The sequence below is a fragment of the Allobosea sp. GW823-FHT02B03 genome, from assembly GCF_058797755.1.
In genome coordinates, this window is record NZ_JBXAJY010000001.1 from 235,668 (window position 1) to 257,710 (window position 22,043).

At 67.2% G+C, this 22,043-nt stretch carries 22 protein-coding genes; 10 read left to right on the top strand and 12 right to left on the bottom strand.

Features of this window, described 5'->3' with window-relative positions; genetic code table 11:
- Positions 1 to 25 precede the first annotated feature (25 nt).
- The 6 genes from AC1REK_RS01120 to AC1REK_RS01145 all read left to right on the top strand — a co-directional run bounded on the left by AC1REK_RS01120 (position 26) and on the right by AC1REK_RS01145 (position 4,741).
- Positions 26 to 472, top strand: coding sequence for a DUF2948 family protein (locus tag AC1REK_RS01120; RefSeq protein WP_492267493.1), 447 nt, complete (start codon positions 26 to 28; stop codon positions 470 to 472).
- A 25-nt stretch (positions 473 to 497) separates the two neighbouring features.
- Positions 498 to 1,787: a histidinol dehydrogenase gene (gene hisD / locus AC1REK_RS01125; RefSeq protein WP_492267492.1), complete on the top strand. Its 1,290-nt coding sequence runs from the start codon at positions 498 to 500 to the stop codon at positions 1,785 to 1,787.
- A 48-nt stretch (positions 1,788 to 1,835) separates the two neighbouring features.
- A complete protein-coding gene (locus AC1REK_RS01130; protein ID WP_316016655.1) occupies positions 1,836 to 2,309 on the top strand; it encodes a UPF0262 family protein in 474 nt (157 codons plus the stop codon).
- Positions 2,310 to 2,352: 43 nt separating this feature from the next.
- On the top strand, positions 2,353 to 2,757 hold the full coding sequence (locus AC1REK_RS01135; RefSeq protein ID WP_316016723.1) for an arsenate reductase ArsC: 405 nt from the start codon (positions 2,353 to 2,355) through the stop codon (positions 2,755 to 2,757).
- 173 nt (positions 2,758 to 2,930) lie between these two features.
- The gene (locus AC1REK_RS01140) at positions 2,931 to 3,287 is read left to right on the top strand and encodes a hypothetical protein (RefSeq protein ID WP_316016656.1); all 357 of its coding nucleotides are present in this window, start codon (positions 2,931 to 2,933) and stop codon (positions 3,285 to 3,287) included.
- A complete protein-coding gene (locus AC1REK_RS01145; RefSeq protein WP_492267491.1) occupies positions 3,284 to 4,741 on the top strand; it encodes a methyl-accepting chemotaxis protein in 1,458 nt (485 codons plus the stop codon). Before AC1REK_RS01140 ends, AC1REK_RS01145 begins: the two co-directional genes overlap by 4 nt.
- A 10-nt stretch (positions 4,742 to 4,751) precedes the next feature.
- Here the strand turns inward: AC1REK_RS01145 and AC1REK_RS01150 are convergent, their stop codons facing one another.
- From AC1REK_RS01150 to AC1REK_RS01175, 6 genes are all read right to left on the bottom strand, one after another.
- Positions 4,752 to 5,969, bottom strand: coding sequence for a phosphopentomutase (locus AC1REK_RS01150; protein ID WP_492267490.1), 1,218 nt, complete (start codon positions 5,967 to 5,969; stop codon positions 4,752 to 4,754).
- A gap of 2 nt (positions 5,970 to 5,971) precedes the next feature.
- Positions 5,972 to 7,600 (bottom strand): ABC transporter ATP-binding protein, encoded by a 1,629-nt coding sequence (locus AC1REK_RS01155; RefSeq protein ID WP_492267489.1) that lies wholly within the window; start codon positions 7,598 to 7,600, stop codon positions 5,972 to 5,974.
- The gene (locus tag AC1REK_RS01160; RefSeq protein ID WP_492267488.1) at positions 7,597 to 8,775 is read right to left on the bottom strand and encodes an ABC transporter permease; all 1,179 of its coding nucleotides are present in this window, start codon (positions 8,773 to 8,775) and stop codon (positions 7,597 to 7,599) included. Before AC1REK_RS01160 ends, AC1REK_RS01155 begins: the two co-directional genes overlap by 4 nt.
- A gap of 1 nt (position 8,776) precedes the next feature.
- Positions 8,777 to 9,871 (bottom strand): microcin C ABC transporter permease YejB, encoded by a 1,095-nt coding sequence (locus AC1REK_RS01165; protein WP_492267487.1) that lies wholly within the window; start codon positions 9,869 to 9,871, stop codon positions 8,777 to 8,779.
- Positions 9,871 to 11,733, bottom strand: a complete 1,863-nt coding sequence (locus AC1REK_RS01170) for an extracellular solute-binding protein (protein ID WP_492267486.1) — start codon at positions 11,731 to 11,733, stop codon at positions 9,871 to 9,873. Before AC1REK_RS01170 ends, AC1REK_RS01165 begins: the two co-directional genes overlap by 1 nt.
- A 168-nt stretch (positions 11,734 to 11,901) precedes the next feature.
- Positions 11,902 to 12,447, bottom strand: a complete 546-nt coding sequence (locus AC1REK_RS01175; RefSeq protein WP_316016663.1) for a c-type cytochrome — start codon at positions 12,445 to 12,447, stop codon at positions 11,902 to 11,904.
- A 173-nt stretch (positions 12,448 to 12,620) separates the two neighbouring features.
- Here AC1REK_RS01175 and AC1REK_RS01180 point away from each other — a divergent pair, with 173 nt between their 5' ends.
- The 3 genes from AC1REK_RS01180 to AC1REK_RS01190 all read left to right on the top strand — a co-directional run bounded on the left by AC1REK_RS01180 (position 12,621) and on the right by AC1REK_RS01190 (position 15,430).
- A complete protein-coding gene (locus tag AC1REK_RS01180; protein ID WP_492267485.1) occupies positions 12,621 to 13,364 on the top strand; it encodes a 3-deoxy-manno-octulosonate cytidylyltransferase in 744 nt (247 codons plus the stop codon).
- A gap of 5 nt (positions 13,365 to 13,369) precedes the next feature.
- Entirely contained in the window at positions 13,370 to 14,224 is an 855-nt protein-coding gene (locus tag AC1REK_RS01185) for a prephenate dehydratase (RefSeq protein WP_492267484.1), read from the top strand.
- A 105-nt stretch (positions 14,225 to 14,329) separates the two neighbouring features.
- On the top strand, positions 14,330 to 15,430 hold the full coding sequence (locus tag AC1REK_RS01190) for a MerR family transcriptional regulator (RefSeq protein WP_492267483.1): 1,101 nt from the start codon (positions 14,330 to 14,332) through the stop codon (positions 15,428 to 15,430).
- Positions 15,431 to 15,448: 18 nt separating this feature from the next.
- Here the strand turns inward: AC1REK_RS01190 and nudC are convergent, their stop codons facing one another.
- From nudC to AC1REK_RS01220, 6 genes are all read right to left on the bottom strand, one after another.
- A complete protein-coding gene (gene nudC, locus AC1REK_RS01195; RefSeq protein ID WP_492267482.1) occupies positions 15,449 to 16,417 on the bottom strand; it encodes an NAD(+) diphosphatase in 969 nt (322 codons plus the stop codon).
- Positions 16,418 to 16,514: 97 nt separating this feature from the next.
- Positions 16,515 to 17,402: a 3-hydroxyisobutyrate dehydrogenase gene (gene mmsB, locus AC1REK_RS01200; RefSeq protein ID WP_492267481.1), complete on the bottom strand. Its 888-nt coding sequence runs from the start codon at positions 17,400 to 17,402 to the stop codon at positions 16,515 to 16,517.
- A 198-nt stretch (positions 17,403 to 17,600) separates the two neighbouring features.
- A complete protein-coding gene (locus tag AC1REK_RS01205) occupies positions 17,601 to 18,755 on the bottom strand; it encodes an isobutyryl-CoA dehydrogenase (RefSeq protein WP_492267480.1) in 1,155 nt (384 codons plus the stop codon).
- A gap of 7 nt (positions 18,756 to 18,762) precedes the next feature.
- Complete coding sequence (locus tag AC1REK_RS01210) at positions 18,763 to 19,170, bottom strand: type II toxin-antitoxin system VapC family toxin (RefSeq protein WP_492267479.1); 408 nt, start codon at positions 19,168 to 19,170, stop codon at positions 18,763 to 18,765.
- The gene (locus AC1REK_RS01215) at positions 19,167 to 19,421 is read right to left on the bottom strand and encodes a hypothetical protein (protein ID WP_492267478.1); all 255 of its coding nucleotides are present in this window, start codon (positions 19,419 to 19,421) and stop codon (positions 19,167 to 19,169) included. Before AC1REK_RS01215 ends, AC1REK_RS01210 begins: the two co-directional genes overlap by 4 nt.
- 50 nt (positions 19,422 to 19,471) lie before the next feature.
- Complete coding sequence (locus AC1REK_RS01220) at positions 19,472 to 20,968, bottom strand: CoA-acylating methylmalonate-semialdehyde dehydrogenase (RefSeq protein WP_316016672.1); 1,497 nt, start codon at positions 20,966 to 20,968, stop codon at positions 19,472 to 19,474.
- Positions 20,969 to 21,091: 123 nt separating this feature from the next.
- Here AC1REK_RS01220 and AC1REK_RS01225 point away from each other — a divergent pair, with 123 nt between their 5' ends.
- Complete coding sequence (locus AC1REK_RS01225; protein ID WP_492267477.1) at positions 21,092 to 22,018, top strand: LysR family transcriptional regulator; 927 nt, start codon at positions 21,092 to 21,094, stop codon at positions 22,016 to 22,018.
- The last annotated feature ends 25 nt before the right edge of the window (positions 22,019 to 22,043 follow it).

A 22,043-nucleotide genomic window follows, 5' to 3' on the forward strand; every position in this document is an offset into this window, starting at 1 on the left:
CTGGCGTCCCCGCCAGATAGGACGGATGTCCGATCCTGTCGCCGAGCCGCTGAAGCTGATCGCCTTCGATGCCGAGGATCTCGCGGTCGTTTCGGCGCACCTCCAGGATGCGGTGGTGCGCAAGGGCGATATCGCCTGGCTCCCGGCCGAGCAGCGTTTCGCGCTCGCTTTGCGCCGCTTCGACTGGGAAGGCGCGGAGCGCGGCCAGAAGCGCCGCCGCCTCGCGGCGCTGCATTTCGAGCGCGTCACCAGCGCCCGCAGCGTCAAGATCGAGCCCGGCGCCCAGGATGCTGTCTTCAGCCTGCTGGCGGTGACCTTCGCCGAAGCGCAGAGCCCGGCGGGCGAGGTCACCTTGCATTTCTCCGACGGGGCCGCGATCCGGCTCGGCGTCGAATGCATCGAGGCCCAGATGAAGGATCTCGGACCGATCTGGGAGGCTGCGGCCACCCCCGCCCATCCCGACCAGGGCTGAACTCCTCTTCCGTTCAGGACTTTCCATGCCGATCAGGCTTGATGCACGTGATGCCGGTTTCGAGCAGGCCTTTGCCGCCCTGCTGGCGGCCAAGCGCGAGGTCTCCGAGGATGTCGACCAGGTCGTGGCCTCGATCATCGCCGAGGTGCGGGCCCGCGGCGACGAGGCGCTGCTCGAATACACCAGCCGCTTCGACAGGCTGGAGCTGACGCCGGCGACCCTGCGGGTCACCGAGGCCGAGATCGAGGCGGCCATGGCGGCTTGCACGCCCGAGCAGCTTTCGGCGCTTGAGACCGCGCGTTCGCGCATCGAGGCCTATCATCTGCGCCAGAAGCCCGCCGATTCCTGGTCGCGCGACGCGCTCGGCGTCGAAAGCGGCTGGCGCTGGAGCGCGATCGAGGCCGTCGGCCTCTATGTCCCCGGCGGCACGGCGAGCTACCCTTCTTCGGTGCTGATGAACGCGGTGCCGGCCAAGGTTGCCGGGGTCGAGCGCCTGGTCATGGTCGCTCCGACGCCGCGCGGCGAGAGCAATCCGCTGGTTCTGGCCGCGGCGCGGCTCGCAGGCATCGACGAGATCTACCGCATCGGCGGGGCGCAGGCGGTGGCCGCGCTAGCCCATGGCACGGCCACCATCGCGCCTGTCGCCAAGATCGTCGGCCCCGGCAACGCCTATGTCGCGGCCGCCAAGCGCCGCGTCTTCGGCACGGTCGGCATCGACATGATCGCCGGCCCCTCCGAGGTGCTCGTGCTCGCCGACGCAAGCGCCAATCCCGACTGGATCGCGGCCGACCTGCTGGCGCAGGCGGAGCACGATACCGCCTCGCAGTCGATCCTGATCACCGACGACGCCGCGCTCGCCGGCGAGGTCGAGCGTGCCGTCGAAAGCCAGCTCAAGACGCTTCCGCGCGCCGAGATCGCGGCCGCGAGCTGGGCCGATTTCGGCGCCGTCATCCTGGTCGAGGCGCTGGAAGCGGCGATCCCGCTGGTCGACCGGCTGGCGCCGGAGCACCTCGAGATCATCACCGGCGATCCCGAGCGTCTCGCCGGGCGCATCCGCAACGCCGGCGCGATCTTCCTCGGCGGGCATACGCCGGAGGCGATCGGCGACTATGTCGGCGGCTCCAACCACGTCCTGCCGACGGCGCGGTCGGCGCGCTTCTCCTCCGGGCTCGGCGTGCCCGATTTCATGAAGCGGACCTCGCTGCTGAAATGCGATGCCGGTGCCCTGCGGGCGCTCGCGGGCGCAGCGGTCGAACTCGCCGAGGCCGAGGGCTTGCAGGCCCACGGCCGTTCCGTGACGATCAGGCTGAACTGAGGCGCTGCGCCGCGATTCCGAATGTTCGGCGCCGGCAGGGGAGGGCTCATGTCCGAAACCAACCGCCTGGTCGGCGTCACGCTCGATGAAGCTTCGCTCGGGCGCGGGACGCCGGACCAGGAGCACGAGCGCGCCATCGCCATCTACGACCTGATCGAGCGCAATCACTTCGCCCTGCCGGAGTTCGATGGCGGGCCCTATGCGGTGCATCTGGCGCTGGTCGAGCGCCGCCTCGCCTTCGAGGTCCGCGACGCCGGCGGCACCGCGCTCGTCACCCACCATCTCTCGCTGACGCCGCTGAAGCGGCTGATCAAGGACTATGAGATGGTCTGCGAGAGCTATTATGCCGCGATCCGGACCGCGACGCCGGCGCAGATCGAGGCGATCGACATGGGCCGGCGCGGCTTGCACGACGAGGCGGCCGTCATCCTGGTCGAACGTCTCGCCGGCAAGGTCGATCTCGACCGCGAGACGGCGCGGCGCTTCTTCACCTTGATCTACGCCCTGCACTGGAAGGGCTGAACGCTTGGAGCCGGCCTCCCGCAAGCTCCAGAGCGTGCTGTTCATGTGTGCGCTGAACGCGGTCCGCTCGCCGATGGCGGAGGCGATGGCCAAGCACTTCTTCGGCAAGTCGATCTATGTCCAGTCAGCCGGCGCCAAGAAGGGCGAGACCGATCCGTTCGCGCTCGCCGTTCTCGAGGAGATCGGCATTGATGCCCGCAAGCACCGGCCGAAATCGATCGAGGAGCTCGAAGAATGGGAAGGGCTCAACTTCGACCTGATCGTCACATTGTCGCCGGAGGCGCATCACAAGGCGCTCGACCTGACCCGCACCACCGCAGCCGAGGTCGAATACTGGCCGACGGCCGATCCTTCCGCCGTGCAGGGCTCTCGCGAGCAGGTGCTCGATGCCTATCGCGAAGTCCGCGACGGGCTGATGCGCAGGATCAAGGCGCGGCTGAGGGGCTGAAGCCGGAGGCAGCATCTGGCCGCGTTGCGGGCAGATCCGGCACCGCGGGCCTTGGTTCGGCGACCGGTTGCGGTCAGAGAGCGAAGTGCGCCTGCTTCATGGAAAATTAAGCCGCCAGCCTCAAGCCATGCGTTCGAATTCCGTGCCTAGCTACGCCGAAAGCCTCCGACGATATGCGGCAAAGCCTTATCCCCTCACGCACTCGACCCGAGGGGCGTACCCGTCTGCGTGACGGTCTGGCGATCGCGGCTCTCATCATCTCCTCCGGCCTCATCGCGCTGACCGGCCTGCCCGGCCGGAGCGACGCGCGCAGCGAGGAACTGGCGGCGGTGTTCCCGCCCTGGACCAGCAGCTCCGAGGCCGCGGCGAGTAGTCTCGCCGCCGGCATGCGGGTCCTGCGCAGTGGAGCCCTGCCTTTCGTGATGATCGTCGCGGCGGGTGAGGACGAAGCCGTCAGGCCCGCCGGGGCGTTGTTGCTGCTGCGGCTCGAAGGCCTGGCTGGCTGTCTTTCCGGCGGAGGCGCCGCATGATTCTGACCTTGCCCGGCCTGCGCGACCTGACGGCGCGCGGCCTGATCGGCCTTGCCTTCGTCCATGTGCCGATCCTCGCCGCCACGGCGATGATCCTCGGTAATCCCGTTTTCGCGCCCGCTGCCGGTGCCTTCGTCCTGGCGGCAGCGGCCCTGCTGGCCTATCGCGCTCGCGGAACGACGACTGCGACCCAGCTGGTGATCGCGACTGCCCTGATCGGCCAGGTCTCAATCTTCGTCGCGAGCTTCGCCGGCCATCCCTGGCAGCCCGACAGCCATATGTACTATTTCGCCGTGCTCGCCCTGCTGGCCGGCTTCTGCGACTGGCGGCCCATCGTCATGGGGGCGGCGCTCACCGCAGCGCATCACCTTGTCCTGCAATACGTCCTGCCCGCCGCCGTGTTCTATCAGGGCGGCAGCCTGGCTCGCGTGCTATTGCACGCCGTGATCGTCGTGGTCGAAACCGCCTTCCTGACCGCTATCGCTGTGATCACGGCCCGCATCCTCGCCGAGAACGACGCCAATCTGCGCCGGGCGGAGGAACTCGTCATGCGCGAGCGCCGTGCCAGCGAACTCGAGAAGCAGAATGCCGAGGATATCGACGCGCGCTCCGAGACGATCCGCGAGATCGTCGGTGCCTTCCATCGCGAGATGGAGCATGCCATGGCGGTGCTCGATCGGGCGGCGGAGGCCATGCAGGCGAATGCCCGCGACCTGACGGGGGCCTCCGAGCAGGCGCGTCAGCAGAGCAGCGTCGTCGCCCATTCCTCCGGTGAGACGACACGCAGCATCGATCAGACTGCGGCGGCGGCCCAGGAACTTGCCAGTTCGATCGCCGAGATCGGCCGCAGCGTCACGCACTCCGCCGACAGCTCGAAAGCGGCCGCAGCGCTCGCCCGCACCGCGAGCGCCGAGATCGAGGCCCTGGCCCGAACCAGCGAGAGCGTCGGAGCCGTCGTCGAGATCATCCGCGGTGTCGCGGCGCAGACCAGCATGCTCGCGCTCAACGCGACGATCGAGGCGGCCCGTGCCGGTTCGATGGGCAAGGGTTTCGCCGTCGTCGCCAGCGAGGTCAAGACGCTCTCGACCCAGACCGCCAACGCCACCGAGGAGGTGGCGCGTTCGATCAGCGCCATCCAGACAGCTTCGCAGCGCTCGCTGAAGTCGATCCGCGCGATCGTCTCCGCGATCGGGGAGGTCGAGACCGTCTCGGTCTCGATCGCGCATGCGGTCGAGGAGCAGAACCGCGCCACGAGCGAGATCGCCCATGAGGTGCAGATCTCGTCCGACGGGGCCAATCGCAGCGCCGAGGCGCTCGGCGGCTTCCGGGCGGTGACGGCCCGCACCCATGACGCTGCGGAGGAGCTGCAGCAGTCCTCGGATGATCTGGCGCAGCAGGCTTCGAAGATCCGCCGCGAGGTCGCCGCGTTCTGCGAGAAGGTCGCGGCCGCCTGAGGAGGCCTGCCTACCAGCTCCGTCCGGGCCCGACCGCGCCGATGCCGAGCCAGGTCCCGAGCTTCGCGGCGATATCGGAAAAGCTCTCGCGTCGTCCGATCGGGCCGGCCGCGACGTCCGGCCCGAAAGCCAGGATCGGGACATGCTCGCGGGTATGGTCGGTCCCCGGCCAGCTCGGGTCGTTGCCATGGTCGGCGGTGATGATGGCGAGATCGCCGGGCCTCAGCCTCGCCTCCAGTGTCGGCAATTGCCGGTCGAAGGCTTCGAGCGCCGCTGCATAACCGGGAATGTCGCGGCGATGCCCGTACTCGGTGTCGAAATCGACAAGGTTGACGAAGCAGAAGCCGCCATCCGGAAGCGTCTCGAACGCTTCGAGCGCGGCTGCGAACATCGCGTCATTGCCGTAGGGTTTGATCTCTGTCCCGGTGTTGCGATGGGCGAAGATGTCGCCGATCTTGCCGACGGTGACGATCGCGCGGTTCTGCTGCGCCAGCCGGTCGAGAATGGTCTCGTCCGGCGGCGGGATGGAGAAGTCCTTGCGGTTGCCGGTGCGGGTGAAGCCGGTCTCGGCCGTGCCGATGAAGGGGCGGGCGATGACGCGGCCGATCCTGAGCGGGTCGACCAGAACCCGGACCTCGCGACAAAGCTCGTAGAGCCGTTCCAGCCCGAAATGCTCCTCATGCGCCGCGATCTGCAGCACGGAATCGACTGAGGTGTAGCAGATCGGCTTGCCGGTCCGGATGTGCTCCTCGGCGAGCTCGTCGATGATCGCGGTGCCCGAGGCGTGCTTGTTGCCGAGAATGCCGGGCAGGGCGCCTTCGTGGATGATCGCAGCGACGAGTTCGGGCGGGAACGAGTTCTCCAGCGCAGTAAAATAGCCCCATTTGAACGGCACCGGGCAGCCGGCGATCTCCCAATGGCCGGACGGAGTGTCCTTGCCCTGGCTGACCTCGACGCCGTAGCCGAACTGGCCTCGCGGCACGTCCGGCCGCGCGACACCGGCCAGCGGCCGACCGGTCGACGCTTCGCAGCCATGGCTTAGCCCGAGCCGTGCAAGATTGGGCAGCGCGAGCGGCCCCTGTCGCAGCCCTGCGCGGTCACCGCGGCCCTCGGCGCAGGCGGCCGCGATATGACCGAGCGTGTCGGCGCCTTCGTCGCCATAGGCGGCCGCATCCTCCGCCCCGCCACAGCCGACGGAATCGAGCACGATCAGGATGGCGCGCGTCATCGTCAGTCCCGTACCGCGGCCGCTTCGGCCGGCTCGAGGTTGAGGGCGGCGGCGAGCAGCGCCTTGGTGTAGGTCTCGCGCGGGCGGGAGAACACGTCCTCGGCCGGCCCTTCCTCGACGACCTTGCCGTTCTGCATCACCAGAACCCGGTGCGACAGCGCCCGGACCACCTTGAGGTCATGGCTGATGAAGAGATAGCCGAGCTTGCGCCTGCTCTGGAGCTCGCGCAGCAGCTCTACGATCTGGGCCTGCACCGACATGTCGAGCGCCGAGGTCGGCTCGTCGAGCACGACGAATTTCGGGTCGAGCGCCATGGCGCGGGCGATCGCGATGCGCTGGCGCTGGCCGCCCGAGAATTCGTGCGGGTAGCGGTCCATGGCGGCGGGGTCGAGCCCGACATCGGCGAGCGCCTGCGCCACGATCTCGCGCTGGCGCTGGTAGCTGAGGTCCTTTTGCTGCACGGTCAGGCCTTCGGCGACGATCTCGGCCACCGACATGCGCGGCGACAACGAGCCGTAAGGGTCCTGGAAGACCACCTGAAGGTCCTTGCGCTTCGGCCGGACGGCGGCGGCCCTGAGCCCGTCGATCCGGTCGCCGAGGAAGAGGATCGGCCCCTCCGACGAGATCAGCCTGAGGATGGCGAGGCCGAGCGTCGTCTTGCCCGAGCCGGACTCGCCGACGACGCCGAGCGTCTCGCCCTCGCGGACTTTCACCGAGATGCCGTCGACGGCCTTCACATGGCCGCTGGTACGGCGCAGCAGGCCGGTCTTGATCGGGAACCAGACCTTGATCGGTCCCGCTTCGAGCAGTGTCGCGGCGCCCTCCGCCACCGGCTCCGGCCGGCCCTTGGGTTCGGCCGCGAGCAGTCGCCGCGTATAGTCGTGTTGCGGCCGCTCGAAGATTTCCGAGACCGGGCCCTGCTCGACGATCTTGCCCTTCAGCATCACGCAAACCCGGTCGGCGATGCGGCGGACGATGCCGAGATCATGGGTGATGAACAGCACGGCCATGCCGAGCCTGGTCTGCAATTCCTTGAGCAGGGTCAGGATCTGGGCCTGGACGGTAACGTCGAGCGCCGTGGTCGGCTCGTCGGCGATCAGGAGATCTGGCTCGTTGGCGAGCGCCATCGCGATCATCACGCGCTGGCGCTGACCGCCGGAAAGCTGGTGGGGATAGGCGTCGAGCCGGCTTTCGGCATCGCGGATGCCGACGAGGCCGAGCAGTTCGAGCGTCCGGGCGCGGGCCTTCTCGCCGCGCATTCCCTTGTGCAGCTCGAGGATTTCGCCGATCTGCCGCGCGATCGTGTGCAGCGGGTTGAGCGAGGTCATCGGCTCCTGGAACACCATCGTGATGTCGTTGCCGCGGACCTTGCGCATCGCGTCCTCATCGGCCGCGATCAGGTCCTGCCCGTTGAACAGCACCTTGCCGGAGGGGTGGTGGGCCGCCGGATAGTTCAGCAGCTTCAGGATCGACAGCGCCGAAACCGACTTGCCCGAGCCGGATTCGCCGACCAGCGCCAGCGTCTCGCCCCTGGCGATCTGGAAGGAGACCTTGTCGACGGCGAGCGTCTCCTGTCCGCCCTGGCGGAAGGCGACGGAAAGGTCCTGGACAGAGAGAAGGGGAGCGGTCACGCGAAGGTCTTCCTGGGGTCGAAGGCATCACGGACGGCTTCGCCGATGAAGATCAGCAGCGACAGCATCATGGCGATCACCACGAAGCCGGCGAGGCCGAGCCAGGGCGCCTGCAGGTTCGCCTTGCCTTGCGCCAGGAGCTCGCCGAGCGAGGGCGAGCCGGGAGGCAGGCCGAAGCCGAGGAAGTCGAGCGAGGTCAGGGTGGTGATCGAGCCGTTGAGGATGAAGGGCAGGAAGGTCAGCGTCGCGACCATGGCGTTGGGCAGGAGGTGCTTGACCATGATGGCGCGGTCGGTGAGCCCGAGCGCCCGCGCGGCGCGAACATATTCGAAGTTGCGGGCCCGCAGGAATTCGGCGCGGACCACACCGACCAGTGCCACCCAGGAGAACAGCAGAAGGATGCCGAGCAGGACGAAGAAGCTCGGCGTGATGATCGCTGCGACGATGATCAGCAGGTAGAGCGCCGGGATCGAGGTCCAGATCTCGATGACGCGCTGGAAGATCAAATCGGTCCAGCCGCCGAAATAACCCTGGATCGCGCCGGCGGCGATGCCGATCACCGAGGAGATCGAGGCCAGGATCAGCCCGAACAGGATCGAGATCCGGAAGCCGTAGATCAGCCTTGCGACGACGTCGCGGCCCTGATCGTCGGTGCCGAGCCAGTTCCATTCGAGGTCGCGGCAGGTCGAGCCGCCCGTGCGCTCGGCGATCGGCCGGCACTGCTCGTCCTTCAGCATCCAGGTCGGCGGGGCAGGGGCCGGCACGGGCAGGTCGAGATTATGCGTCCGGTAGGAGTAGCGGATCGGCGGCCAGAGCGCCCAGCCATGGGCCGCGATCTCCTTGGCGATGACCGGGTCGCGATAATCGGTGGTAGCGAGGAAGCCGCCGAACTTCTCCTCCGGATAGTTCACCACCACCGGGAACAGCGTCTCGCCCTTGTAGCGGACGATCAGCGGTCGGTCGTTGGCGATGAACTCGGCGAAGAGCGAAAGCGCGAACAGGGTGAGGAAGATCCAGAGCGACCACCAGCCGCGCTTGTTGGCCTTGAAATTGTTTAGGCGGCGCCGGTTGATCGGCGAGAGCTTGAGCCAGCCTTGTTGCGCCGTGGCCGGCGCGCTTGCTGGCGCGGCGCTGCGCAGGGCAGGCGGCGGAACGTCGAGCAGCGTGTCGCCCATCTCAGGCCTCCCGCGATTCGAAGTCGATGCGCGGGTCGACCCAGGCATAGGTCAAATCGGTGATCAGGTGCACGACAAGGCCGATCAGCGAGAAGATGTAGAGATTGGCGAAGACGACTGGGTAGTCGCGGTTGACGATCGCCTCGAAGGAGAGGAGCCCGAGCCCGTCGAGCGAGAAGATCGTCTCGATCAGGAGCGAGCCGGCGAAGAGCGCGTGCACGAAGGCGCCGGGGAAGCCGGCGATGACGATCAGCATGGCGTTGCGGAAGACGTGGCCATAGAGCACGCTGCGCTCGGACAGCCCCTTCATTCGGGCGGTCAGCACATATTGCTTCCTGATCTCGTCGAGGAAGGAGTTCTTGGTCAGAAGGGTCGAGGTCGCGAAGGCTCCCAGCGCCATCGCGGTCACCGGCAGGGCGATGTGCCAGAGATAGTCGAGCACCTTTTCGAGCGGGCGGAGCTGCGCCCAGTTCTCCGAGGTCAGGCCGCGCAGTGGGAAGATCTGCCAGAACGAGCCGCCGGCGAAGAGCACGATCAGGAGGATCGCGAACAGGAAGCCGGGGATCGCGTAGCCGACGATCACGACCGCGCTGGTCCAGGTGTCGAAGCGCGAGCCGTCCTTGACCGCCTTGCGGATGCCGAGCGGGATCGAGATCGCATAGGAGAGCAGCGTCATCCACAGCCCGAGCGTGATCGAGACCGGCAACTTCTCCTTGATCAGCTGCAGCACCGGCGCATCGCGGAAATAGCTGCGGCCGAAATCGAAGGTCGCATAGTCCTTCAGCATCTTCAGGAAGCGCTCATGCGCCGGCTTGTCGAAGCCGAACTGCTTCTCCAGTTCCTTGATGAAGGCAGGGTCGAGCCCCTGCGCGCCGCGATAGGCGGAGCCCGCATCCATCGACTGCGCCCCGGCATCGCCGCCGGAGCCGCCGCCGACACGGTCGGCCGCGCCGCCGCTGTTCGGGTTCTGCAATTGCGAGATCACGCGTTCGACCGGGCCGCCCGGCGCGAACTGCACGATGACGAAGGAGATCAGCAGGATGCCGAACAGGGTCGGCACCATCAGCGCCAGGCGCCGGGCGATGTAAGCCAGCATCAGCCCTTCCCGATCCGCTTCGCCTTTTCGGGATCATACCACCAGATCGCAGGCGCGCCGGAGGAGTATTTCGGCTTGGTCTGCGGCCGGTCGTACATGTCCCAATAGGCCAGCCACTCGCTGGCATTCCACCACATCGGGATCCAGTAGCGCCCGGCCCGCAGAAGCCGGTCGAGGCACTTCGCCGCGACGACGACCTTGGCGTAGCTGTCGGCCTGGCCGATCTTGTCGAGCATCGCGTCGATCGCCGGGCTCGAAATGCCGCCCACATTGCGCGAGCCGCGCGTCTTGGCCGCTTCCGAGCCGTAGACGACGCGCAGCGAATCGCTGGGTATCGCGCTGCCGCTCATCGCCCGGCTGATGATGTCGAAGTCGAACTCGTCGAGCCGGCGCTGATACTGCGCGCCGTCGACGATGCGCGAGGTCGCGTTGATGCCGAGCCGCTTGAGGTTGGCCTGGAAAGGCTGCGTATGCGGCTGCAGCGAAGGGGTGGAATCGAGGAACTCGATCTCGAAAGGCTGGCCGTTCGGCAGCTTCAGCACGTTGCCGTCGCGCTTGCAGCCGGCTGCGCGCAACATCTCGTCGGCGCGGCGCAGCAGGGCGCGGTCGCTGCCCGAGCCGTCGCTGACCGGCGGCAGGAAAGGCTCGCCGAAGACCTCGTCCGGCACCTTGCCGCGGAAGGGCTCCAGCAGGGCAAGCTCCTCCGGCGAGGGCATCCCTACAGCCTTCGAATCCGAATTCTCGAAATAGGACGTCGCCCGCGAGAAGGACGAGAACATGATGTTCTTGTTGGTCCACTCGAAATCGAAGGCGAGGCCGAGCGCCTCGCGGATGCGCGGGTCGGCGAACTTCTCGCGCCGGAGATTGTAGATCCAGCCCTGCGAGCCGATCGGTTCGGTCTTCGGCAGGGCTTCCTTCTTGACCTTGCCTTCCTTGATCGCCGGGAAGTCGTAGCCGGTCGCCCAGATCCGCGAGGTGAATTCCTCCTGGAAGGTGATCACGCCGCTCTTGAACGCCTCGAAGGCGACCTGCCGATCGCGGAAATACTCCCAGCGTACGCGGTCGAAATTATTGGTGCCGACATTCACCGGCAGGTCCTTGGCCCAGTAATCGGGCACCCGGTCGAACTCGATGAAGCGGCCCTGCTCGAAGCGTCCGACCTTGTAGGCGCCCGAGCCGAGCGGCGGCTCCAGCGTCGAGGCCTCGAAATTGCGGGTCGACCAGTATTTCTCGGAGAACACCGGCAGGCCGGCGACGATCAGGTGCAGGTCGCGGCTGCGCTTGGGCGTGAGCTTGACCAGGACGAATTCGTCCGTTTCGGCAGTCGCCGATTCCATCTCGTTCAGGATCAGCCTGTAGCTCGGATGGCCCTTGCTCTTCAGGATGTTGAGCGAGAAGGCGACATCGCCGGCCGTGACCCGCGAGCCGTCGTGGAATTTCGCCTCGGGCCGCATGCGGAAGCGGTAGGTCAGCTTGTCCTGGGAGACGGCGACGCTCTTCGCCAGCAGGCCGTAGAGCGAGCCGGGCTCGTCGCCCGAGCCGGCCATCAAGCTGTCGAAGCAGGCATCCATGCCGGCGGCACCGTCGCCCTGCAGCACATAGGTGTTGAGGGTGTTGAAGGTGTCGAAGCTCTGGTTGCCGCCGGCGCGCTTGATCTGAACGGTAAGCGAGCCGCCCTTGGGCGCGTTCGGATTGACATAGGCGAAATGCGGGAAGTCCGGCGGCAGCGCAAGTTCGCCGAAGGTCGAGAGACCATGGACCTCCGTCTCCTGCGCCAGAGCGAGCCCGCCCGGCAGGCTCGCGGCTCCGACCAGGGCGCCACCGGCCTCCAGCAGCCTGCGACGAGTGATCCGCACAGCCATTCCGTCCCCCTTGCGATTCGTGCCCTGATTATCCCGTCGGAGCGGGCCAAGGCCAGCGCCATGCGCATACGCCGGCATGGTGACGGCATTTGCATGGCGACCACAAGCAAAAGCCGGGCTTTTGGCCCGGCTCGAAAATTCGCATCGGTGCTAAAGACTGCCGCCGGATCAGGGCTTCGGCAGCGGCTTCGGCGCGTCGGCTAGCGTGTTGAGATAGGCGACGACATCTGCGCGGGTGTCGGGCTTGCCGAGGCCGGCGAAGGCCATGGTGGTACCCGGCATGTAGGCCTTCGGGCTCTTCAGGAAGCCATCGAGCTGTTCGGCTTCCCACTTCTCCGAAGCCTTGCCCTTCATCGCGGCCGAGTAGCCGAAACCTTCGACGGAGGCCTTGTTGCGGCCATAGACGTCGAACAGATGCGGGCCGACCTTGTTGGCGCCGCCCTTCTCGAAGGTGTGGCAGGCCTTGCAGGCGCCGACGGCCTTCTCGCCCTTGGCCGGATCCGCCTTGGCGAGGCGCACCGCGATCGGCTCGTCGGCCGCAGCAGCCGGGGCAGCGGCGCCGCCGGCAGCGGCCGGCTCCAGGCTCGGCAGGTCGAAGCCGGGGATGGCCGGCTTCTTCGGGGCGAAGACGATGCCGGCGCCCATGTTCAGGGCCATTACGACGAGCAGCGTCGAGAGGCCCGCGCCGGCGATCTTGTTCAGTTCGATATTCATCGTCTCGGGACTCCCGGCCTCGCCGCGCGCGAAGCAAGATAGCGCTTTGGCCGGAAGCTCGCGCACTCCGGCACTCGAAGGCTGCTTAACCGCTTTGCGCGCTGCATTGCAACTCGTATAAGCACGCTCCGCTTTGAGACCATTTGACGCTTCCGCCGAGCAAGCCCGCCACGATGCCAAATCCGCTGATCCTGATCCCCGCCCGCATGCAGGCGACCCGCCTTCCGGGCAAGCCGCTGGCCGACATCCTAGGCGAGCCGATGATCGTGCGGGTCTGGCGCCGGGCGGTGGAATCGGGCGTAGGCGAGGTTGTGGTCGCGACCGACGAGGCCCGCATCGTCGAGGCGATCGAGCAGGCAGGCGGCAGGGCGGTGATGACCAGCCCGGCGCACCAGACCGGCTCCGACCGCATCAAGGAAGCTGCCGACATCGTCGACCCCGAACGCCGGCACGACATCATCGTCAACGTCCAGGGCGATTTCCCGACCCTGGCGCCGACCGCGATCGCCGCCGCGGTGGAGCCGCTCGCCGATCCCGCCGTCGACATCGCGACGCTGGCCGGCGAGATCACCGACGAGGAAGAGAAGACCGCGCCGAGCGTCGTCAAGCTGATCGGCAGCGAGATCTCGCCCGGCCGCATGCGCGCGCTCTATTTCACCCGGGCGACGGCGCCCTATGGCGAGGGGCCGCTCTATCACCATGTCGGCCTCTACGCCTATCGCCGCCCCGCGCTCGACCGTTTCGTCAGCCTGCCGCAATCGCCGCTCGAGCTGCGCGAGAAGCTCGAGCAGTTGCGGGCGCTCGAAGACGGCATGCGCATCGACGCGATGATCATCGATCACGTCCCGCGCGGCGTCGACACCCCCCCTGACCTGGACCGCGCCCGTGCGTTCCTGACACCAAGCGCCGGAGCCTGAAGACCATGTCTGTCGTCGTATCCTACCAGGGCGAGCCCGGCGCCTTCTCGTCGCAGGCCGCCCTGCAGGCCTTCCCGGATTGCGAGCTTCTGCCGTGCCCGACCTTCGAGGACGCGCTAGCAGCCGTCTCCGAGGGCAAGGCGCGCTACGGCATGATCCCGATCGACAATTCGATCGCCGGCCGTGTCGCCGATATCCACCATCTCCTGCCTCGCTCGGGGCTGCACATCATCGGCGAGCACTTCCTGCCGATCCGCTTCCATCTGATGGCGGTCGAGGGCGCGACCCTCGCGACCCTGAAGACGGTGCAGAGCCACATCCATGCGCTCGGGCAGTGCCGCAAGATCATCCGCAAGCTCGGCCTCAAGGCCGAGGTCGCGGCCGATACGGCGGGCTCCGCCCGGCAGGTCGCCGAAGCCGGGGATCTCACCCGCGCCGCGATCGCCCCGCACATCGCGGCCGATGTCTACGGCCTCAACATCCTCATGGAGGACATCGAGGACGAGAAGCACAACACCACCCGCTTCGTGATCCTTTCGAAATACCCGGAATTCGCCCGTCACGGCTCAGGCAAGATGGTCACGACGCTGATCTTCCAGGTCCGGAACATTCCGGCCGCGCTCTACAAGGCGCTCGGCGGCTTCGCCACCAACGGCATCAACATGACCAAGCTGGAAAGCTACATGGTCGACGGCCATTTCTCGGCGACGATGTTCTACAGTGACGTCGAGGGCCATCCCGACGATCCCGAGCTGAAGCGCGCCCTCGACGAACTCTCCTATTTCTCCAAGGAGATGAAGATCCTCGGCGTCTACCCGGCCCATCCCTTCCGCGACACCTTCCCGGAAGCCGGCGAGTAGCGCCGGCGCCTGCCGAGGCGGCAGGTCGGCGATACGAAAACCCGGGGGCAGGTGCTTGCGCCGCCCCCTGGGTCATAGCCTACGGCTTGCTGCAGGAGGCAGGCCATGGCGAAGAAGGCGCGGGCGCAGAGCGCCCCAGTGAAAGAATGGCTCGCGGCGAATGAATGCGCCCGACGCATCGGCATCACGGTGCGGGCGCTGCGCGTCTACGAGCAGCGCGGGCTGATCCGGCCGCGGCGCACGGAGAAGGGCTGGCGCCTCTACGGCGCCGACGAGATCGCCCGCCTCCACGAAGTTCTAGCCCTCAAGCGGCTCGGCCTGAGCCTCGCCAGCATCGTCGCGCTGCTGCAAGGCAAGGCCATCGACCTCGACCGAACCCTGACATTGCAATCCGCGGCGCTTTCCGAGCAGCGCGCCAGGGCGGAGCGCGGGCTGGCCCTGGTCGAGGCCGCCCGGGCGACGCTGGCCGCCGGCCGCACGTTGTCGATCGAAGATCTCATCAAGCTGGCGAAGGAGGCCAATATGCCGGAGCTGACACAAGACAGCGTCGCGAGGCGGCGCTACGAGCAGGCGCGGCCGCGCACGCCGATCAAGATCGATCCCTCCCTGTTCGAGCGCCATGTCGGTCATTACCGGCTGCCCTCGGACACGATCATCGCGATCGAGAGGCGCGGCGACAGCCTGTTCGCCCAGCTCACCGGCCAGCCGGCGCTCGAGCTGTTCGCGGAGGCCGAGGGCGAGTTCTTCCTGAAGGCCGTCCCGGCCCAGATCAGCTTCGCCGCGTTCCGCGATGCAGCCGCGCCATCCCTCACCTTGAGCCAGGGCGGCTTCGACATGGTCGCCCCGCGTGTCGATGCGAGCGAGGCCGCGGCGCTGGAGGCCGCGCTCGCGACCCGCATCCGCAACCGGACGCCGCAGCCGGGAAGTGCCGCGGTGCTGCATGCGATCATCGCCGACCAGCAGAAGGGGCGTACCGGCGAAGAGCGAATGAGTCCCGAGCTCGCCATCGTCGTCGGCGAGCAGTTCCCGATGCTGCAGGAGGAACTCGCCGCCAAGGGCGATCTACGGCAGCTCGTATTCAAGGGCGTCGGGTCGGATGCCGCCGACGTCTACGAGGCGCAGTTCGCCAATGGCAAGCTGGATTGCGGCATCTTCCTCGCCGATGACGGCAAGGCCCATATGCTCTGGCTGACGCCGTCGCTCTGACGGCAGCGCCCGTGGCCGTCAGGCTCCTGCCGTCGGCACTTCGCCGTCGATAGCCCAGGCCTTGAGGATCGTGCTGGCGATCGCGATGTGCTGCGGGCAGGTCAGGCCGTCCGGATGCCGCCCGTCGATCATCGACAGCGCCTCCTCGCGGCTGAACCAGCGTCCGTCCTCGAGCTCGGTGCCGTCGAGCACGATGTCGTCGTTCAGCGCCTCGGCGATGCAGCCGATCATCAGCGAGCTCGGGAAGGGCCAGGGCTGCGAGGCTATGTAGCGCACCGCCCCGGTGCGCAGGCCCGCTTCTTCCCAGGTCTCGCGGCGCACCGCATCCTCGAGCGTCTCGCCGGGCTCGAGGAAGCCGGCGATGCAGGAATACATCTTCGGCGCGAAGCGGGCCTGGCGGGCGAGCAGGCATTTGTCGCCGCGCACTGCCAGCATGATCACGACCGGGTCGGTGCGCGGAAAGTGCAGCGCGCCGCACTGCGCGCATTCGCGCCGCCAGCCACCGCTGACCATCAGGGCCGGCCCGCCGCAATTGGCACAGAAACGATGCCTCGAATGCCAGTCGAGGATCGCCTTGGCCTCGCCGAGCGGGCCGACTTCCTCTGCCGGCACGAGGCGCTTCAACGCCACGCTGCGCAGATCGGTGACGAGCAGGTCGTCGCGCTCGCGCAGCGCCTCGGTGAGCTGGCGCTCTATCAGCCGCCCGAAGCAGGCTTGGCCCTCCGGATGGATCCCGAGGAAGACCTCGTCGAGTGCCTTGCCGACGCCGTCGGCCTGCGCCTCGTCGAACCAGATCGTCAGCTCCTCGGCCCCGATCCGCCGCAGGATAGGCGTCTCGCCCGCGACGATCGCATGGCGCGTGCCCGGACTGGCGCGATAGCGCGCGACCGCGTCGGGCTGGTCGCGCTGGTCGCCGCGTCGGTCGAGCGGATTGGTGGCGAAGCCGGTGAGGGCGGAGCGTTCGCGGGGGCGGGAGGCGTCGTTCATGCCTCCCGTCCTAGCGCGCTTTCGGCTTGACCGGAACGGCCGAAGACGAAGATTTCGTATGCGCGCGAACGATCGCCGCTACGCGGCTGGCGCGGGGCTAGGCCCCCTCGCGGCCGCGCAGCAGATGGATGATGCCGGAGAAGTCCGTACCGCCTTCGCCCCAGGCATTGTGGAGGGCGTAGAGCTGGGCCGCCGCGGCGCCGAGCGGCGTCGAGGCACCTGCCGCCTGGGCTGCTTCCTGCGACAGCTTCAGGTCCTTCAGCATCAGCGCCGAGGCGAAGCCCGGCTTGTACTCGTTGTTGGCCGGCGAAGCCGGCACCGGGCCGGGCACGGGGCAATAGGTGGTCAGCGACCAGCACTGGCCGGACGAGGTCGAGGCGACGTCGAACAGCGCCTGATGCGACAGGCCGAGCTTCTCGGCGAGCACGAAGGCTTCGGAGACGCCGATCATCGAAATGCCGAGGATCATGTTGTTGCAGATCTTCGCCGCCTGGCCGTTGCCGGCGTCGCCGCAATGCACGACGCGGCGGCCCATGGCCGAGAGGATCGGCTCGCCCTTGGCGAAGGCCTCGGCGCTGCCGCCGACCATGAAGGTCAGCGTTGCGCCCTTGGCGCCGCCGACGCCGCCGGAGACCGGCGCGTCGAGCGAGAGGCAGCCACGCTCGGCCGCCAGCGTATGGGCTTTGCGCGCGCTTTCGACGTCGATGGTCGAGGAATCGATCAGCAGCGCGCCCGGGTTCACCGCGGGGAGAATGTCGGCCCAGACCCCGAGCACATGCTTGCCGGCCGGCAGCATGGTGACGACGATCTCGGCCCCAGCCACCGCATCCTTGGCCGAGGCGGCGATGCCGACGCCAAGCTCGGAGGCGGCGTCCTTGGAGGCCTGCGACAGGTCGAAGGCTTTGACCGTATGCCCCGCCTTGACGAGGTTGCCGGCCATTGGCCCGCCCATATTGCCGAGGCCGATGAAGGCGATCGTGGTCATGCTCGTTCTCTCCCTGACGTCTCGAAGCTATCTAGTTAGGCGCGAGAACCCCTCTCCTGTAAGGAGAGGGGCAGGGGTGAGGTGTCCGGACCGGAAACGTTGGCCTGAACCCGACGGCGTAGTCAGCCGCTCGCGGAGCCAGTCCAGCGGCCGACCCCTCACCCTGCCCTCTCTTTATGGGAGAGGGTTCCCCGCGCCCTAGTTCCCCTTGGCCCGCCCGACCAGCGAACGCGCCACGATCATCCGCATCACCTCATTGGTGCCCTCGAGGATCTGGTGGACCCGGAGATCGCGCACGATCTTCTCGATGCCGTAATCGGCGAGATAGCCGTAGCCACCATGGATCTGCAGCGCCTGGTTGGCGACCTCGAAACCGGTGTCGGTCGCCACGCGCTTGGCCATGGCGCAAAGCTTGGTCGCGTCGGGCGTCTTCTCGTCGAGCGCCGCGGCGGCGCGCCAGAGGAGGGTGCGGGCTGCTTCCAGCTCGGTCGCCATGTCCGCGAGCTTGAACTGCAACGCCTGGAAATCGGCGATGCGGGCGCCGAAGGCCTTGCGCTCCTGCGCGTAGCCCAGCGCCTTGTCGAGCGCGCCCTGCGCCCCGCCGATCGAGCAGGCGCCGATATTGAGCCGCCCGCCATCGAGGCCGGCCATGGCGATCTTGAAGCCGATGCCCTCGGGGCCGATCCGGTTCGCCACCGGCACGCGGCAGTTCTCGAAGATCACGGCGCGCGTGGGCTGGGCGTTCCAGCCCATCTTCTTCTCATTGGCGCCGAAGGAGAGGCCGGGCGTGTCCTTCTCCACGACGATGGTCGAGATGCCGGAGGGGCCGGCTTCGCCGGTGCGCACCATCACGACATAGACGTCGGAGACGCCGGCGCCGGAGATGAACTGCTTCTGGCCGTCGAGGACGTAATGATCGCCGTCGAGCACGGCCTTGGTCTTTAGCGCCGCGGCGTCGGAGCCCGCGCCCGGCTCGGTCAGGCAATAGCTCGCCAGGTGCTCCATGGTGCAGAGGTTCGGCAGGAATTTCTGCCGCTGCTCGTCCGAGCCGTAGCGGTCGATCATCCAGGCGCACATGTTGTGGATCGAGATATAGGCGGCGACCGTCGGGCAGCCGGTCGAGAGCGCCTCGAAGATCACTGCAGCGTCGAGACGCGACAGGCCGGAGCCGCCGACATCGTCGCGGATGTAGATGCCGCCCATGCCGAGCGCCGCCGCCTGGCGCATTTCCTCGACCGGGAAATGCTTCTCCTCGTCCCAGCGCACGGCGTGGGGCGCGAGGCTCTCGGCGGCGAAGGATGCTGCCATGTCGCGGATCGCGATCTGGTCTTCGGTGAGGGAGAAGGCGGTCATGGCGGTTTCAGCTCTCGACCAGTTTGATGAGACGGGCATACGCCGTGCCGGCGAGTTTGCGGACGAATCTCGCATCCGCCGTTGCGAGCGGGTCGTTGTGGAGCTCTGCGAGCGCGAGAAAGACACAGTCCGGCATTGGGTGCTCCAGGCTCAGCGACAGTTCGAGTGCGCGCTCGATGAGTGGGGAAGAGTCGATGATGTCCGGCATCAATTCTTGCGCATCCGCAAAGCTCAGGCGTGCAGTCTGCTCATCGATGTCGCCCCGCCGAACCGCCTTCGTCAGCGCGCTGGCAATCTCGATCTCGATCAGGTCGGGCGCACTCCAGAGATCGATGGTAGACAGCAATGTACGCGCGGCGTGGCTGCGAGGACCGGCGACCAGGCTGTCAAAAAGGACGCTCGTGTCGAGAATCACGTCGTCGCCTCGTCCTCGTCGCCATCCCTGATCGCACGCATGATCTCAGCGCCACCGGTGCTTACGGTTGGAAAGCCCCGTTCCGCTTCGATCCTATCGAAGATCGCTTTCCGCTCCGCACCAGTCAGCACGGTTCCCCGGCCAAGTGCCTTGCTGGCCTCATGCTGCAGCGACGTCCGGTTGATCTTCGCCTTGACCTTCAGCCGCTGCATGATGGCGCTTTCGACATCGCGGATCAGCAGGTTGCCCATGGCGAGCCCTCCGTTGCTATCAATTACGATAGCAATGGAGGGTGATCTCCTCAACCCATGGTCGGGATGACGAAGCTGGCGCCATCCTTGATGCCGGAGGGCCAACGCGCCGTCACCGTCTTGGTCTTGGTGTAGAAGCGGATCGAGTCCGGGCCGTGCTGGTTGAGGTCGCCGAAGGAGGAGCGCTTCCAGCCGCCGAAGGTGTAGTAGGCCAGCGGAACCGGGATCGGCACGTTGATGCCGACCATGCCGACCTGGACCTTCGAGGCGAAGTCGCGGGCGGCGTCGCCGTCGCGGGTATAGATCGCGGTGCCGTTGCCGTATTCGTGGTCGTTGGTCAGCTTCAGGGCTTCGTCATAGCTCTCGGTGCGCAGCACGGAGAGGACCGGTCCGAAGATCTCCTCCTTGTAGATCCGCATGTCCTTGGTGACGTTGTCGAACAGGCAGCCGCCGACATAGAAGCCGTTCTCGTAGCCCTGCATCTTGAAGTCGCGCCCGTCGACGACGAGCTTGGCGCCTTCGCCGATGCCGATGTCGACATAGGACTTGATCTTCTCCATCGCCGCCTTGGTCACGACCGGGCCGTAATCGGCCGAGGTGTCGGTCGAGGGGCCGATCTTCAGGCTCTCGACGCGGGGGATCAGCCGCTTCACCAGCTCGTCGGCGGTCGCCTTGCCGACCGGAACCGCAACCGAGATCGCCATGCAGCGCTCGCCGGCCGAGCCGTAGCCGGCGCCGATCAGCGCATCGACCGCCTGGTCCATGTCGGCGTCGGGCATGATGATCATGTGGTTCTTGGCGCCGCCGAAGCACTGCACGCGCTTACCATTGGCGCAGCCGCGAGCGTAGATGTACTCGGCGATCGGGGTCGAGCCGACGAAGCCGACGGCCTTGATGTCGTGGTCGTCGAGGATGGCGTCGACCGCCTCCTTGTCGCCGTTGACGACGTTGAGGATGCCGGGAGGGCCGCCCGCTTCGACGAAGAGCTCGGCGAGGCGCATCGGTACGCCCGGATCGCGCTCGGACGGCTTCAGGATGAAGGCGTTGCCGCAGGCGATGGCGGGGCCGAGCTTCCAGAGCGGGATCATCGCCGGGAAGTTGAACGGGGTGATGCCTGCTACGACGCCGAGCGGCTGGCGCAGCGAGTAGATGTCGATGCCGGGGCCGGCGCCGTCGGTGAACTCGCCCTTCATCAGATTGGGCACGCCGAGCGAGAACTCGACCACTTCGACGCCGCGCTGGATGTCGCCCTTGGCGTCGGGGATGGTCTTGCCGTGCTCGCGGGCGAGCAGCTCGGCGAGCTCGTCATTATTCTGCGCGATCAGGTCGAGGAACTTCATCAGCACGCGGGCGCGGCGCTGCGGATTGACCGCCGCCCATTTCGGTTGCGCCTCCAGCGCGTTCTCGACCGCGGCGCGCAGCTCCTTCTGGGAGGCGAGGGCGACCTGGCCGATCACCGAGCCGTCCATCGGCTGATAGATGTCGGCCGTGCGGCCAGAAGTTCCCGCGACATGCTTGCCGCCGATGAAATGCCCGACCTGACGCATGACGTCCTCCCGATTGTGCTGCGAAAGTTCTGCTTGCGCTTAGCCCTACCATTATCGTTTGTGCACGACTATAGGGAGATTAAGTCGCCTGTCGTGCATAAAAGCAGATATGGAGGGAGCGTCATGGAACGGTTCGACTGGGACGATCTGCGGTTTTTCCTCGCAGTCGCCCGCTCCGGCCGCCTGACGGCGGCTGCCCGCCGGCTTGGCGCCGATCACGCCACGGTCTCGCGCCGCATCACCTCCTTAGAGGAATCACTCAAGGCCAAGCTGTTCGAGCGCCGGCCCCAGGGCTACGCGCTGACTGGCCATGGGGAGCAGTTGCTCGCCAAGGCCGAGAGCATGGAAACCGAGGCGCTCGCCATCCAGAGCGAGATCGGCGGCGCCGACATGGCGCTGTCGGGCACGGTCCGGATCGGCGCGCCCGACGGCTTCGGCGCCTCCTTTTTGGCGCCGCGCCTGGCGACGCTGGCCAAGGCCTATTCCGGGCTCGAGCTGCAGTTGATCGCGATGCCGCGCCTGCTCTCGCTGTCGAAGCGCGAGGCCGATGTCGCGATCACGCTGGCGCCGCCCAAGGAAGGCAAGGTCGTAGCGCGCAAGCTCTGCGACTACCGGCTCGGCCTCTACGCCTCGCGCGACTATCTCGATTCGATGCCGCCGATCACGGCGCCGGAGGACCTCTTCGCCCATCGCATCGTCGGCTATATCGACGACCTGATCTTCACCCCCGAGCTCGATTATCTCGACGAGGTCGCCAAGGGCCTGCGGGCCCAGATCCAGAGCTCGAGCGTGATCGCCCAGATGAACGCGGTCGCCTCCGGAGCCGGCATCGGCGTGATCCATCATTTCATGGTGCCGTCCGAGCCGCGGCTGGTGCCGGTGCTGCCTGAGAGCGTCTCGATCACGCGCTCCTTCTGGCTTCTGGTTCATGCCGATCTGAAGGAGGTCGCGCGGGTCCGCGCGATCGTCGACTTCATCGTCCGCGAGGCGAAATCCTCGCGCGCGCTGCTGATGGGAGAGCCGAAATCGGAGCAGGCGCCGGCGCCGTGAGCGCCGCGCCGGCGGTCTGGAGGCT

What these genes read in the sequence shown, in the direction of transcription:
- AC1REK_RS01120 (WP_492267493.1), top strand. Translation starts at nt 26, where the DNA reads ATGTCCGATCCTGTCGCCGAGCCGCTGAAGCTGATCGCCTTCGATGCC.
- hisD (WP_492267492.1), top strand. Translation starts at nt 498, where the DNA reads ATGCCGATCAGGCTTGATGCACGTGATGCCGGTTTCGAGCAGGCCTTT.
- AC1REK_RS01130 (WP_316016655.1), top strand. Translation starts at nt 1,836, where the DNA reads ATGTCCGAAACCAACCGCCTGGTCGGCGTCACGCTCGATGAAGCTTCG.
- AC1REK_RS01135 (WP_316016723.1), top strand. Translation starts at nt 2,353, where the DNA reads ATGTGTGCGCTGAACGCGGTCCGCTCGCCGATGGCGGAGGCGATGGCC.
- AC1REK_RS01140 (WP_316016656.1), top strand. Translation starts at nt 2,931, where the DNA reads ATGCGGCAAAGCCTTATCCCCTCACGCACTCGACCCGAGGGGCGTACC.
- AC1REK_RS01145 (WP_492267491.1), top strand. Translation starts at nt 3,284, where the DNA reads ATGATTCTGACCTTGCCCGGCCTGCGCGACCTGACGGCGCGCGGCCTG.
- AC1REK_RS01150 (WP_492267490.1), bottom strand. Translation starts at nt 5,969, where the DNA reads ATGACGCGCGCCATCCTGATCGTGCTCGATTCCGTCGGCTGTGGCGGG.
- AC1REK_RS01160 (WP_492267488.1), bottom strand. Translation starts at nt 8,775, where the DNA reads ATGGGCGACACGCTGCTCGACGTTCCGCCGCCTGCCCTGCGCAGCGCC.
- AC1REK_RS01165 (WP_492267487.1), bottom strand. Translation starts at nt 9,871, where the DNA reads ATGCTGGCTTACATCGCCCGGCGCCTGGCGCTGATGGTGCCGACCCTG.
- AC1REK_RS01170 (WP_492267486.1), bottom strand. Translation starts at nt 11,733, where the DNA reads ATGGCTGTGCGGATCACTCGTCGCAGGCTGCTGGAGGCCGGTGGCGCC.
- AC1REK_RS01175 (WP_316016663.1), bottom strand. Translation starts at nt 12,447, where the DNA reads ATGAATATCGAACTGAACAAGATCGCCGGCGCGGGCCTCTCGACGCTG.
- AC1REK_RS01180 (WP_492267485.1), top strand. Translation starts at nt 12,621, where the DNA reads ATGCCAAATCCGCTGATCCTGATCCCCGCCCGCATGCAGGCGACCCGC.
- AC1REK_RS01185 (WP_492267484.1), top strand. Translation starts at nt 13,370, where the DNA reads ATGTCTGTCGTCGTATCCTACCAGGGCGAGCCCGGCGCCTTCTCGTCG.
- AC1REK_RS01190 (WP_492267483.1), top strand. Translation starts at nt 14,330, where the DNA reads ATGGCGAAGAAGGCGCGGGCGCAGAGCGCCCCAGTGAAAGAATGGCTC.
- nudC (WP_492267482.1), bottom strand. Translation starts at nt 16,417, where the DNA reads ATGAACGACGCCTCCCGCCCCCGCGAACGCTCCGCCCTCACCGGCTTC.
- mmsB (WP_492267481.1), bottom strand. Translation starts at nt 17,402, where the DNA reads ATGACCACGATCGCCTTCATCGGCCTCGGCAATATGGGCGGGCCAATG.
- AC1REK_RS01205 (WP_492267480.1), bottom strand. Translation starts at nt 18,755, where the DNA reads ATGACCGCCTTCTCCCTCACCGAAGACCAGATCGCGATCCGCGACATG.
- AC1REK_RS01215 (WP_492267478.1), bottom strand. Translation starts at nt 19,421, where the DNA reads ATGGGCAACCTGCTGATCCGCGATGTCGAAAGCGCCATCATGCAGCGG.
- AC1REK_RS01220 (WP_316016672.1), bottom strand. Translation starts at nt 20,968, where the DNA reads ATGCGTCAGGTCGGGCATTTCATCGGCGGCAAGCATGTCGCGGGAACT.
- AC1REK_RS01225 (WP_492267477.1), top strand. Translation starts at nt 21,092, where the DNA reads ATGGAACGGTTCGACTGGGACGATCTGCGGTTTTTCCTCGCAGTCGCC.